The organism is Frondihabitans sp. PhB161 (assembly GCF_003814635.1).
In the GTDB taxonomy this organism is placed as follows: Bacteria; Actinomycetota; Actinomycetes; order Actinomycetales; family Microbacteriaceae; genus Frondihabitans.
The window spans coordinates 1629595-1641926 of sequence record NZ_RKQW01000001.1 but is presented as its reverse complement, the minus strand read 5'-3'; the positions used below and the strand labels follow the sequence as shown (position 1 = coordinate 1641926).

General features: G+C 67.4%; 11 protein-coding genes and 1 tRNA gene. 4 read left to right on the top strand and 8 right to left on the bottom strand.

Annotated features, from left to right (window positions below; translation table 11 throughout):
• Nucleotides 1–28: 28 nt before the first annotated feature.
• On the top strand, nucleotides 29–706 hold the full coding sequence (locus EDF39_RS07915) for an SDR family oxidoreductase (protein WP_123941907.1): 678 nt from the start codon (nucleotides 29–31) through the stop codon (nucleotides 704–706).
• A 359-nt stretch (nucleotides 707–1065) separates the two neighbouring features.
• On the opposite strand, the gene EDF39_RS07910 is transcribed toward EDF39_RS07915, so the two are convergent.
• Both EDF39_RS07910 and pta read right to left on the bottom strand, forming a co-directional pair.
• The gene (locus EDF39_RS07910; protein WP_123941905.1) at nucleotides 1066–2259 is read right to left on the bottom strand and encodes an acetate/propionate family kinase; all 1194 of its coding nucleotides are present in this window, start codon (nucleotides 2257–2259) and stop codon (nucleotides 1066–1068) included.
• Nucleotides 2260–2308: 49 nt separating this feature from the next.
• Nucleotides 2309–4408, bottom strand: a complete 2100-nt coding sequence (pta, locus tag EDF39_RS07905; RefSeq protein WP_123941903.1) for a phosphate acetyltransferase — start codon at nucleotides 4406–4408, stop codon at nucleotides 2309–2311.
• Between the two features lie 139 nt (nucleotides 4409–4547).
• Here pta and EDF39_RS07900 point away from each other — a divergent pair.
• Nucleotides 4548–4632, top strand: a tRNA-Ser gene (locus EDF39_RS07900).
• A 268-nt stretch (nucleotides 4633–4900) separates the two neighbouring features.
• Nucleotides 4901–5293, top strand: a complete 393-nt coding sequence (locus EDF39_RS07895) for an RNA-binding S4 domain-containing protein (RefSeq protein WP_123941901.1) — start codon at nucleotides 4901–4903, stop codon at nucleotides 5291–5293.
• Nucleotides 5294–5391: 98 nt separating this feature from the next.
• Here EDF39_RS07895 and EDF39_RS07890 read toward each other — a convergent pair whose 3' ends face one another.
• The 3 genes from EDF39_RS07890 to EDF39_RS07880 form a co-directional block, all read right to left on the bottom strand.
• On the bottom strand, nucleotides 5392–6102 hold the full coding sequence (locus tag EDF39_RS07890; RefSeq protein ID WP_123941899.1) for a hypothetical protein: 711 nt from the start codon (nucleotides 6100–6102) through the stop codon (nucleotides 5392–5394).
• Between the two features lie 195 nt (nucleotides 6103–6297).
• Nucleotides 6298–7008 (bottom strand): phosphatase PAP2 family protein, encoded by a 711-nt coding sequence (locus EDF39_RS07885; RefSeq protein ID WP_233573012.1) that lies wholly within the window; start codon nucleotides 7006–7008, stop codon nucleotides 6298–6300.
• A 44-nt stretch (nucleotides 7009–7052) separates the two neighbouring features.
• Nucleotides 7053–8282, bottom strand: coding sequence for a multidrug effflux MFS transporter (locus tag EDF39_RS07880; RefSeq protein WP_123941897.1), 1230 nt, complete (start codon nucleotides 8280–8282; stop codon nucleotides 7053–7055).
• Nucleotides 8283–8530: 248 nt separating this feature from the next.
• Here EDF39_RS07880 and EDF39_RS07875 point away from each other — a divergent pair, with 248 nt between their 5' ends.
• Nucleotides 8531–9097, top strand: a complete 567-nt coding sequence (locus EDF39_RS07875; protein WP_123941895.1) for a TetR/AcrR family transcriptional regulator — start codon at nucleotides 8531–8533, stop codon at nucleotides 9095–9097.
• Nucleotides 9098–9103: 6 nt separating this feature from the next.
• Here EDF39_RS07875 and EDF39_RS07870 read toward each other — a convergent pair whose 3' ends face one another.
• From EDF39_RS07870 to EDF39_RS07860, 3 genes are all read right to left on the bottom strand, one after another.
• Complete coding sequence (locus EDF39_RS07870; RefSeq protein WP_123941893.1) at nucleotides 9104–10213, bottom strand: LCP family protein; 1110 nt, start codon at nucleotides 10211–10213, stop codon at nucleotides 9104–9106.
• 81 nt (nucleotides 10214–10294) lie between these two features.
• Nucleotides 10295–10993: a sugar transferase gene (locus tag EDF39_RS07865; protein ID WP_123941891.1), complete on the bottom strand. Its 699-nt coding sequence runs from the start codon at nucleotides 10991–10993 to the stop codon at nucleotides 10295–10297.
• A gap of 173 nt (nucleotides 10994–11166) precedes the next feature.
• On the bottom strand, nucleotides 11167–12330 hold the full coding sequence (locus EDF39_RS07860) for a cystathionine gamma-synthase (protein WP_055962142.1): 1164 nt from the start codon (nucleotides 12328–12330) through the stop codon (nucleotides 11167–11169).
• Between the last annotated feature and the right edge of the window lie 2 nt (nucleotides 12331–12332).

Below are 12332 nucleotides of genomic sequence, written 5' to 3'. Positions count from 1 at the left end.
GTGCAGGACACCCGGGTTGGATAGACCCATGAGAATCGTCATCGCCGGTGGTCACGGCAAGATCGCCCAGCTCCTTGAACGTCAGCTGTCGACAGCGGGTCACGACCCGGTCGGCATTGTCCGCAACACCGATCACGTCGCTGATCTCGAGAAAGTCGGGGCGCGCGCACTCGTGCTCGACCTTGAGAGAACCGATGTCGCCACCCTCGCGGGTCACCTCGACGGGGCCGACGCCGTCGTTTTCGCTGCCGGTGGCGGCGGTAGCAGCGGGGCGGAGCGCAAGCTCACCATCGACCGAGATGGCGCGATCCTGCTGGCCGATGCCGCTGAGGCGGCGGGGGTCTCGCGCTACGTGCTCGTGTCAGCCATGCACACCGACGACTTCGACGCGAAGCGTGCTGAGCTTCCCGCGGCCGACGACGACGTGTTCCAGGTCTACCTGCGCGCGAAGAGCGAGGCCGATGCCAACGTTCGCGCTCGCGACGGGCTCGACTGGACCATCGTCCGCCCCGGCACCCTCACCGACGACCCCGCGACGGGCACGATCGCCGTGGGATCGCGGCTCGACAGCGGCGAGATCTCGCGCGCCGATGTGGCCGACGTCATCGCCACGTCGCTGATCGAGGGCACCGCGGTCAAGACGCAGTTCGAGGTCACCGCCGGTGAGATCCCGATCGGCGATGCCCTGAGCACCATCAAGTACTGAACTTATTGGTCGCGGCGTGGGTCGCGGTGCCGATCGTGATGCCGGTCGCGGCGCAAATTTGAGAGCAATCAGGATCCGGCACCCCACAGATCGCCCCAACCGCCCGGGCGCCGAACCCGATCGCTATCAAATTCGCGCCGCCTCCGATCCACACCCCCTCCGGACTAACCTCCGCGCCGCGGCACGTCCCCCAGTCCGTACAGGGTCTGCCCGCATGCCGGCGCCCCTCCCTACGCCATGGCGGCGCGACAGCGGTCGCAGCATCGAACGACCGGAGCTTGTCGGAGGTCCGGTGCCGCGACCGCTGTCGCGCCCAACAAATACAGCCCGGGCCGCGACCGCTGTCGCGCCCAACAGACTCAGACCAAAGCAGCCGCCTGCCGCGCGATCTCGAGCTCCTCGTCGGTCGGCACGACCAGCACGGCAACCGGCGCCCCCTCCGCCGAGATGTAGCGGGCGTCGCGGGATCCGAGCTCGTTGCGGTCGTCGTCGATCGTGATGCCGAGAAAGTCGAGGCCGAGCAGGGTTCGGCGCCGCAGCAGCGCGTTGTTCTCGCCGACGCCGGCGGTGAAGACGATCGCGTCGAGACCGCCCAGTTGCGCGATGTACGCGCCGACGTAGTGCCGGATCCTGTGCCGGTAGACGGCGAGGGCCCCCTCGGCGACCTCGTCGCCCCGCGAAGCCGCGTCTTGGACGTCGCGCATGTCGCCGTTGCCGGTGAGGCCGAGCAGTCCGCTCTTCTTGTTGAGCATCGTTTCGAGCTCTTCGAACGAGAGCCGTTCTTCGCGGTGCAGGTGGAACACGACAGCCGGGTCGACGTCGCCGGAGCGCGTGCCCATCACGAGGCCCTCGAGGGGCGTGAGACCCATCGACGTCTCGATGCTGCGTCCGCCGTCGATTGCGGTCGCGGAGGCGCCGTTGCCGATGTGCAGCACGATCATCTTCAGCTCGGCGAGCGGCTTGCCGAGAAAGTCTGCGGCGGCCTGCGAGACGAACTTGTGCGATGTGCCGTGGAACCCGTAGCGGCGGATCGAGTGCTTCTCGGCGAGCGCCGCGTCGATCGCATACGTGTAGGCGGCGGGGGCGAGCGTTTGGTGGAACGCCGTGTCGAACACGGCGACCTGCGGCGAGTCGGGGAAGGCCTCGCGAGCCGCGCGGATCCCCTGCAGGTTCGCCGGGTTGTGCAACGGCGCGAGAGCGGAGAGCCGCTCGATGGCCTTCTCGACGTCGGGGGTGACGACGGTGGCGCGATCGAACTCCGAGCCGCCGTGCACGACCCGATGCCCGACCGCGATCAGCGGGTGCTCGTCGAACGAGGGCCCGTGCTGCTCGAAGGCTTTCAGCATCGCCGCGAACCCCGCGGCGTGATCGGGGATCGCGATCGAGTCGTTCGACGTCTCGTCGCCGGTCTTCGCGTTCTTGTGCTTCGTGACGCCGGTCACCTCGCCGATCCGTTCGACGAGGCCGGAGGCGAGAGTCCGCTCCCCCTCGAGCTCGATCAGCTGGTACTTGAACGACGACGAACCGGAGTTGACGACGAGGACTGCGCTCACAGTGGTGCTCCTAAGAAGAGAAAACGAGGATCCGAGACAGACCCGACTGCTACTGGGTACCGGCCTGGATCGCGGTGATGGCGACCGTGTTCACGATGTCGCTCACCAGGGCGCCGCGCGACAGGTCGTTGATCGGCTTGTTCAGCCCCTGCAGGATCGGCCCGATAGCGACCGCGCCAGCACTCCGCTGGACGGCCTTGTACGTGTTGTTGCCCGTGTTGAGGTCGGGGAAGATGAACACGGTCGCCCGGCCTGCCACCTGCGAGTCGGGCATCTTGGTGGCCGCGACGCCGGGGTCGGCGGCGGCGTCGTACTGGATCGGGCCCTCGACCAGGAGGTCGGGTCGGCGTTCGCGCACCAGCGCCGTGGCGGCGCGGACCTTTTCGACGTCGGCGCCGGATCCTGAGGTTCCGGTCGAGTAGCTGAGCATTGCGATGCGCGGCTCGATTCCGAACTGCGCTGCCGTCTCGGCCGACGAGATAGCGATGTCGGCGAGCTGCTCCGCCGTCGGGTCGGGGATCACGGCGCAGTCACCGTAGACCAGCACGCGATCGGCGAGCGCCATCAGGAACACGCTCGAGACGACCTTCACACCCGGGCGGGTCTTGATGACCTCGAACGACGGACGGATCGTGTGCGCCGTGGTGTGCTTCGCGCCCGAGACCATTCCGTCGGCGAGCCCCATCGTCACCATCATCGTGCCGAAGTACGAGACGTCGGTGACGGTGTCCATCGCCATATCGATCGTCACGCCCTTGTGCGCGCGGAGGGCGGCGTACTCAGTGGCGAACTTCGTCTGCAGGTCGTGATCGTTCGGATCGAGCACGGTGGCGTCGTCGAGGTCGAGGCCGAGCTCAGCGCCACGGGAGCGCACGCTCGACTCGTTGCCGAGCAGGGTGAGATCGGCGACCCCGCGCTGGAGCAGCGACGAGGCAGCGCGCAGAATGCGGTCGTCGTCGCCCTCTGGCAGCACGATGTGCTTCTTGTTGCCGCGAGCGCGTTCGAGCAACTGGTACTCGAACATGAGCGGTGTGACGACCTCGGAGGGGCTGACCTGCAGCAGCCGGAGCAGCTCGGCGCCGTCGACGTTGGTCTCGAACAGCGACAGGGCGAGGTCGTACTTGCGCGGCGACTCGGCCGCCAGGCGACCGCGCGTCTGCGTGATGCGCAGGGCCGTGTCGTAGGTGCCGAGCTCCGACCAGAGAATGGGGAGCGGGCTGTTCAGGCCGCCGATGAGGCGGACCACCTGCGGCGCGAGGTCGAACCCGCCGTTCAAGACGATGCCGGCCAGCGACGGGAACGTGTCGGACGCGTGCGCGAGAACGGTCGCGACGAGCACGTCGGAGCGATCGCCGGGAACCACGACGACAGCGCCCTCCGTGAGGCGGGGCAACACGTTCTCCATCGACATGGCGGCGACCACGACGCCGACGGCCTCGCGGTCGAGCAGAGCGTCGTCACCACGGATCAGCCGAGCCCGCGTCGCCGACATCACGGCGCGAAGGGTCGGCGAGACCAGCACGCGGTCTTCGGGCAGCGCCCAGACCGGCACGGTGCCCTCGGGGCCGGCCTCGAGGGCCCCGCGGATGCCGGCAACGACCTCCGCCATCAAGTCGGGCTCGACGCGGTTCGCAACGACGGCCAGCAGACTCGCGTGCTCGTTGCGGAGCTCGATGGTCGTCAGCTCGGCGACCTGACGCATATCGGCCCCCGTGCGAGACCGGTCACCATCGGCCGTGCGCCCGCCGAGCACCAACAGCACGGGCGCCCCGAGGTTGGCAGCGATACGGGCATTGAACGACAGTTCGGTCGGGCTGCCGACATCGGTGTAGTCGGAACCGACGATCACCACGGCGTCACACTGCCGCTCGATGGCTGCAAAACGCCCCACGATCGTCGCCAGCGCCGCATCCGGATCCGCGTGGACATCGTCGTAGGTGACGCCGATGCACTCGTCATACGGCAGATCGACGCTGTCGTGAGCGAGCAGCAACTCAAGCACATAGTCGGGCTCCGACGTCGACCTGGCGACCGGCCGGAACACCCCCACCCGGCCCAACTCGTGACTCAGGGTGTCGAGCACCCCGAGCGCCACAGTCGACTTGCCGGTGTGGCCCTCTGCTGACGTGATGTAGATGCGTGTCGACACGCGACCAACCCTAGGGCCGGATGCTCGGAGCGGCCTGCGATACCGACACCGACAAGGATCCAGCCCACCCGGTTCGTCACCACGCCGCGAACCCGGTAGAGTTCTCAAGGTCGAACGCCGCCTCCGGGCGACGATCACTGGAGAATTCGCCTAGTGGCCTATGGCGCACGCTTGGAAAGCGTGTTGGGTTTACGCCCTCGGGGGTTCGAATCCCCCATTCTCCGCTCAACGAGACCCCTGTCCGATTTCTGACGAAATCGGCCGGGGGTCTCGCTAGTTTCTCTGGGTCGCTCCGCTCCCCGCGGTCGCTTCGCTCCCGCGAAATGCTTTGCCCCTGTCCGGTTTCTTCGAAGCCGGGCAGGGGCATTGCTAGTTCCGCTGGGTCGCTCCCGCTCCCAGCGGCTCACTGCAGGGGTGAGACCTCAGAAATGACGGGTCGGGGAAAGCGGGGAGCATCGAAATTGAGGATTCGGCGGGACGTAGGGTGGGAGCATGGCCGAGATCAGCAGCGCACGAGTCGACGTGTGGCTGTGGGCCGTGCGCGTGTTCAAAACGCGATCGGCCGCCACCGCCGCCTGCCGTGCCGGGCACGTGCGAGTCAACGGCGAACGCGTGAAAGCCGCTCAGGCCATACGCCCCGGCGACGAGATCCGCACGCGCATCGAGGGGTTCGACCGGATCGTCGTGGTTCGCACGCTCCTGCTCAAGCGCGTCGGCGCCCCCGTCGCGGCCACCGCACTGACCGACCTCACTCCCCCGCCACCGCCGCGCGAAGAGCGCGCGTTCGTTCCGATCCGCGACCGCGGAACCGGCCGCCCCACGAAGCGCGACCGCCGCGACATCGACCGCCTCCGCGAGCAAGCGCTGTCCCACCCCGACGACTGAGTAGACCCCGTCGTGGCGGGCCCGCGAGTGCCGCCAAATGTCGGCCGCGGCCCCCGGAAACCAGCAGAAGGCGGCACTCGGCGCCCCGGCAACACCCGTCAGGCGGGGTGCACCCACCCGTTGACCACCAGAGCGCCGACCGCCACCAGAGCCGTCGCCGCGAGCACCATCACGGCCCGTGCCGGACGCCGCGCGTACCATCCCCGGGCCATCGGAAAAGCGGCGTAGTACTCGGTGCGCGACAGCGGCGCGTTGTCGACCGTCGTCGGAATCCCGAGGTGATCGGCCACTCGACGGATGTCGTCGTCCGACCAAAACAGCGCGCTCAGGCCGAACAGGCGGTGCCCGCGGTTGTCGATGGCGAGCAGTTGCAGGAGGGCTTCTGTCGACGACGTCCGGTACACGCGGTTGATCAGCACTCGGTCGACTCGGTCGAGATCGACCGACACGGGCGAGAGGAGCATGCGCCGTTTCAGGAAGCGATCGGGGGTGATCGCCGAGTGGACGAGCCGAAATCGGATGTACACAGCGAAGAAGAGGCAGGCCACGATGATCTCGCCGAGCACGATGACAGGCCAGAAGGACGATGTCAGCGTCAGCAGCAGCACCGCGGCGAAGACGGGGGCCAGGCTGAAAGCCCCCGACAGGAGTGCCGTTCGGCCGAGAGACTCGTGAGGCTGAGCGAACACTTCGACGACGTGAGAGTCGAGGCGCGCACTTCGCGGAATCGGGTTGCCGTCCAGGTCGGCACGCGCCCGGTCTCGACCACCGCGCGGTGGACGGCCGCTCGTGGGCGTGGTTGTACTCAAGTCGTTCCCCCTAGAACGTCGGTTTCGCTGTGCTCTTCACCCCTGAGGAGGAACTGCGTCGTCTTGCCACTTTAGGGGAGACCAGGATCCCACGAACAGCCCAGTTCGGGTGGTATCCGACCACCGGGTATGTTTCACCCGGAGGTGGTCAGCCGGTCGCTGACGCCACGAAACTCTGCCGAATCACCGAACCGTTCAGGCGCGTGATTCGGCCAAAGCCGCCGTGTCGGACGACTGCTCTCGGCGGCGCTGTCGCTCGCGGAGGAGCCTGTGCGCGAAGGGCGCCCAAAGGATCACCGCGATGCCCGCTCCGACCAGAAACCCGCCCAGGGTGTCGGTCAGCCAGTGCGCACCGAGATAGGTGCGGCTGAGCAGCATGGCGACGACGTACACGGCGCCGGCAATCCACACGCCTCGCAGGCGGATGATGACGCCGAGCGTCACGGCCATCGTCGCGGCGTTCGCGACATGGCCCGATGGAAAGGATCCGAAGTCACTCTGCACGAGGATCTCAAGCGGCCGGGCTCGAGCGAACGTGTGCTTGAGCACCTGCACGAGACCGGCACTGAGCAGCGTCGCAGCGAGGAAGTACACCGCTCCCCAGCGTCGGCGAGTGATCAGGAGCACCGCGAGGACCGCGAGAGGCACGACGAACGTGCCGAACCATCCGCCGCCGAGGAAGTCCATCACGAGGGCCGGCACCTCCCAGAGCGGCGAGCGATGCTCGACGAGTTCTTCCATCCACTCGGCGTCGAGGGAGGTCGCGCCACCCCGCGTCATGATCAGCCAGCCCAGGAGGAGCGCGAGACCGACGCCTCCGAGGGCACTCGCCAGGGGCCAGCGACGCTGAACGCGGAGGGCGAGTCGCTGCTCGCCCTGCCCGGGTGGGTGGGGATCCGGTGTCATGCGCCTACGGTACCGATCCGTCGGATCCTTAACTCTCAGTGAATTCAGTGCCCGAGCGCCGGCACGGTGCGGGGCCTGACCAAGAACCAGAGGCTGAGGATCGCGACCGACGTCGTGCACACCATCACGGCTCCCATCGGGGCCGCAGTCGTGATGCCGATGAGCCCGACGATCGGCGAGATGAGACCGGCAAGGCCGAAGTTGAGTGCGCCGAGCAGCGACGCCGCCGTGCCCGCCTCTTTGCCGTGATTCGCCAGGGCGAGCACCTGCACCTGCGGGAACGAGAATCCGCACGAGCAGATGAACAGCCACAGCGGCACCAGCAGGCCGACGATGCCGAGGTCGAGCTGGTCGAGCGACACGATCGCGACGGCGCACAGGAACATCACGCTGGTCGACCCGGCAAGGATCCACTGAGGCCCGATCCGCTGAGCCAGACGGGCGCTGATCTGTACGCCCAGCACGACGCCGAGCGAGTTCACCGCGAAGAGGAGCCCGTACTGCTGAGCGTTCATGCCGTAGAGATCTTGGAACAGGAACGACGACGACGAGAGGTACGAGAAGAGGCCCGAAAAGACCATCGCCCCGATCAGTGCCACTCCCACGAAGATGCGGTCGCGGAACAACACGCGGTATCGCTGGCGGAGGGTCGTGTGGCCGGCCTCGTGACGACGCTCCTTGGGCAGCGTTTCGACGATGAAGAAGATAGCACTGAGCACGACGAAGACGCCGTAGGCAGCGAGGACGACGAAGATGCCCCGCCAGCTCGTCGCGCGCAGGAGCTGGGATCCGATGACGGGAGCGAGGATCGGAGCGAGCCCGTTCACGAGAGCGAGACGCGACAACATCTTGACCAGGGGGCGACCGCCGAAGAGGTCGCGCACGAGTGCCATCGCGACGACACCCCCGGCGGCGGCGCCCATACCCTGGAGCACGCGAAAGAGCCCGAGCACCTCGACGTTGACCGCCGTGGCGGCGCCGACGCTCGCCAGCACGTGGACGGAACTCGCCACGATGAGCGGCACACGGCGACCGACCTTGTCGCTCCACGGACCGACGAGGAGCTGCCCCAGACCGAAGCCGATGGTCGTCGCGGTCAAGGTCAGTTGGACGACCGCCTTGCTGACTCCGAAGTCGGCCTGCAGTTCGGGGAACGCCGGTAGATACAGGTCGATGGTGGCAGGGCCGAGCGCCGTGAGGGCGCCGAGGACGACGATGTAGACGAGACGCTGTCGCCGGGTGAGCGAGTCGCCCGGGTGCACGACGATGGTCACGGAGCTCCTTTGACGGAATTGAGTGTGGTGACGCGGAAGAGGGCAGTGCCGGGCAGAACGGAAGACCGGGCCCGGGGCCGAGGCCGCGCAGAGACGAGGGGTGATCGGTGTCGACTCGTCGGCCGACACCGTTTCACCCTAGCCCTGATCGGCAGGTGTCGCCTAGCCGAAGTCGCGGTCGGAGACGTGCGACGGAAGGGGGCCCACGACGTCTAGGCTCGGGGCACACCACCGGATGGGGAGGAACCATGGTCGACGCCCGAATTGTGCAGACGACGAAGTCATTGCACGCCGCGATCATCGAGTTGGCGTCAGTGGCACCGGTCTCGACTATCACCGTCGCCGACGTCACTCGTGCGGCCGGCATCAACCGTGCCACTTTCTACAGCCACGCGACCTCACCCGGGGCGCTGCTGACCGACGTCTTGACGCCTGAACTCGATGCCATCCGCGAAGCCGACCTCGCTTTGCGGACCGCGGGCACGCACCAGCCCCCCGAGATCACGCGAAAGGGCATGGATCGCGTCATCGACCATGTGGTCCGCTACCGCGACATCTACCGCTTGGCCCTGCCCGATCCCCTTGATGCGTCGACGCACCGCGTGCTGGCTCGCCACTTCGAGACGTCGTCGATGTTGCATTTCGAGCAACGCATCTCGGGAAGGATTCCCGAGGGGCTGTCGCCCTCGCTCGCGGCGGGCTTTATCGCACACGGCCTCGTCGGTCTGATCGAGAACTGGTTGACGGGCAGGCGCACCAGCCGCAAGGTACTGCTCGACAACATCATGCTGGTGATCCCCGCGTGGTGGGACTAGCGAGCTCTAGCCGTTCTTCTCGGTGAGCGCGGCCGCGAACTGGGCCGTGGTGTCGTCGGCCAGAGCCTTTCGGAGCGCCGCAGTCTGCCCCTCATCGAGCTTCACCACCGATTGTGTGCCGATCGTGCCCGTGCCCGCGGTCGGCATGGTGAAGAAGTCGATGTCGCCGAGGTCGATGCCGCGGAGGCTGTAGGCGAGCGAAGCCATCTCGCGCAGAGTGAACCGGGCGTCGACGCTGAGGTTTTTCGAAGCCTCGCTCGCGAAGTCGACGAAGCTGGAGGGGTCGCCGAGCACGTCTCGGCTGAGAACCCTGCTCAGCATTCCTTTCAGCAGAAGTTGCTGATTCGCGACCCGCTGGAAGTCGCCGGTGGCGAAGGCGTAGCGCTCGCGAGCGAAGGTCAGCGCGCGCTCCCCCTGCAGCTTGATCGGCCCGGCGGCGAAGAACCTGTCGGTGCCGTGTTTCGCCGTGAACTGCTGCGGGTTGTCGACCCAGACGCCACCGAGCGCGGTCGTCATCGCCGCGAGCCCATCGAAGTCGATGATGGCGACATGGTCGATTCGGGCCCCGAGGAGCCCCTCGATGGTCTGCACGGCGAGCGGGGTTCCGCCCCAGGCGAGGGCCGCGTTGATCTTCGCCTCGCCATGCCCGGGCACGGGCACGTAGAGGTCGCGCATGATCGACATCACCGTGACCGTTTTGCGGTCGGCGGCCACGTGCACCAGCATCATCGTGTCGGCGCGTTGCGAGCCGGGCTTCTCGAGGTCGTGTTCGGTGCCCTTCTGGCGGGAATCGGAGCCGAGGAGCAGGATGTTGCGCTCGCCCGTCGAGGAGGCGGGTGGCCTCCCCGCCTCGTCGGGGAAGACCTGGTCGTCGGCGAGGGCCGTGATGTTCTTGCCGACGATCTGATGGACGAAGAAGAGCCCGCCGCCCACGGATCCGCCGATCAGGGCCACGACGACGAGGGCTGCCACGAGCAGTCGACGGCGCGCTCGACGTCGACGACGAGCCGCCGTCCGTACCGCACTGCGGGAGGGCTGACCGTCTTCTCCCTGCGGGGCGTCGGGCGACGAGGCCGCAGAGACGAGACGGTCGAAAGGGGTGGGGTCGGGTGCCATCGGGTGCTTTCGGGTTGAGTGCCAACAATCGGGGTGCGCGGTCTCGGCACCCCGGAACGGATCGAAGAACGCTGGGGGGGGCTAGTAGGCGCCGACGGGTCGGACCACGGCTCGAAACGTGGCGAGCAGAATCTTGGCGTCGACCCGGTGCGACCAGCCATCGACGTAGCCGACGTCGAGATCGAGACTCTGCTCCCAGGTGAGATCGCTTCGCCCTCCGACCTGCCATGCGCCCGTCATCCCGGGAACGGCCTCGAGACGGCGGAGCGCTCGCGGGCAATACGCGTCGACCTCACATCGCAGAGCGGGGCGCGGGCCGACGAGGCTCATGTCACCCAGCAGGACGTTCCAGAGCTGCGGCAGCTCGTCAATCGAGAATTTGCGGAGAAACCGGCCGACGCGGGTGACGCGCGGGTCGTTTTCGAGCTTGAAGAGCGGGCCGGCGAACGAGCCCTGGGCTTTGAGAGCGGCCAGTCGCTCGTCGGCGTCGGTGTACATGGTGCGGAACTTGACGATGGAGAACGGACGCCCGTCGAGACCGACGCGTTCTTGACGGTAAAGCGCTGCTCCCGGGGTTGAAATGCGGATGGCGAGGGCCACGAGCAACAGGAACGGGAAGAGGACGACGAGCCCGATTGCCGCGCCGACGACGTCGACACCCCTTTTCAGGACCGATTCGGACGACCTCGGAAGCCCGTCGCCACTGGTCGCCTCGCCGATGGCCCAACCCAGGTTCTGCCCGGGGGCGGGTCGGCTCTCTGAGCGGGTGATGACGGTCATGGAACAGCCTCCAGGGTGCTGACATTCTAGATGTCAATAGTACTTTGAGGCTGCGCGTGAATCAATACTTGATATGTCGGGAGTGGGGGCGGGAACGACGAAGGCCCCGGGATCCTTCCGCTTCGCTCTGTGCGAAGGGAAAGAACCGGGGCCTCGGGCCGGACGGCGGTGGGTCAGATACGGTCGAGCGCCTGCAGCACGTCGGCCAGGAGGTCGTTGCCCGACTCGATGCCGACCGAGAGCCGGATCACGTTCTCCGGCACCTCGAGCTCGGTGCCCTTGACCGACGCGTGCGTCATCTCGGAGGGGTAGCCGATGAGCGACTCCACGCCTCCGAGAGATTCGGCGAGCTGGAAGAGCTCCGTCGACTCGGCGAACGTCTTGGCCGCGGCAGGCCCTCCTGCGAGCCCGACCGACAGCATGCCGCCGAACCGCTTCATCTGGCGCGCTGCGAGAGCGTGCCCGGGGTGCGACTCGAGACCCGGGTAGTAGACGGTCTCGACGGCCGGGTGCGAGACCAGAGCGTCGGCGATGAGTTGTGCGTTGTCGGAGTGGCGGTCGACGCGGACGCCAAGGGTCTTGATGCCTCGAACGGTGAGCCACGCCTCCATGGGCGCCGAGATGGCGCCCGCGCCGAACTGCATGAACCCGACCTTCGAGGCGAGCTCGTCATCGTTCACGACCACGGCGCCGCCGAGGGTGTCGGAGTGGCCGCCGAGGTACTTCGTCGTGGAATGCACCACCGCGTCGGCGCCGAGCGTGATCGGCTGCTGGACGTACGGAGACGCGAACGTGTTGTCGACGACGACAAGCGCGCCAGCTGCCCGGCCGATCTCGGAGAGGCCGGCTATGTCGGTGATCTTCATCAGCGGGTTCGACGGGGTCTCGACCCAGAGCACTGTTGTCTCGCCCGGTCGGGCGGCGGCGCGCACCGCGTCGAGGTCGCTCATGTCGACCGTCTCGAGAGTGACGCCCCACGGGGCCCAGACTCGATTGACGAGACGGTGGGTACCGCCATACACGTCGTTCCCCATCAGCACGCGCGAGCCCGGCGTGAGCACCGACCTCAGCAGGGCGTCTTCGGCCGCGAGACCGGAAGCGAAGCTGAAAGCCGAGGATCCCTGTTCCAGACTCGCGAGGAGCGTCTGAAGCGAGTCGCGGGTCGGGTTCGCCGACCTCCCGTACTCGTAGCCCCCTCGAAAGCCACCGATGCCGTCTTGGACGAACGTCGAAGTCTGGTAGATCGGCGGGATGATCGCGCCGGTGGTCGGGTCGAACTCCTGCCCGGCGTGAATCGCGCGGGTCTCGAAGGCGTGGGCTGATTCGTCGTGGGTCATGG

Coding starts and splice junctions, on each gene's coding strand:
- EDF39_RS07915 (WP_123941907.1), top strand. CDS start 29: ATGAGAATCGTCATCGCCGGTGGTCACGGCAAGATCGCCCAGCTCCTT.
- EDF39_RS07895 (WP_123941901.1), top strand. CDS start 4,901: ATGGCCGAGATCAGCAGCGCACGAGTCGACGTGTGGCTGTGGGCCGTG.
- EDF39_RS07885 (WP_233573012.1), bottom strand. CDS start 7,008: ATGACACCGGATCCCCACCCACCCGGGCAGGGCGAGCAGCGACTCGCC.
- EDF39_RS07875 (WP_123941895.1), top strand. CDS start 8,531: ATGGTCGACGCCCGAATTGTGCAGACGACGAAGTCATTGCACGCCGCG.
- EDF39_RS07870 (WP_123941893.1), bottom strand. CDS start 10,213: ATGGCACCCGACCCCACCCCTTTCGACCGTCTCGTCTCTGCGGCCTCG.
- EDF39_RS07865 (WP_123941891.1), bottom strand. CDS start 10,993: ATGACCGTCATCACCCGCTCAGAGAGCCGACCCGCCCCCGGGCAGAAC.
- EDF39_RS07860 (WP_055962142.1), bottom strand. CDS start 12,330: ATGACCCACGACGAATCAGCCCACGCCTTCGAGACCCGCGCGATTCAC.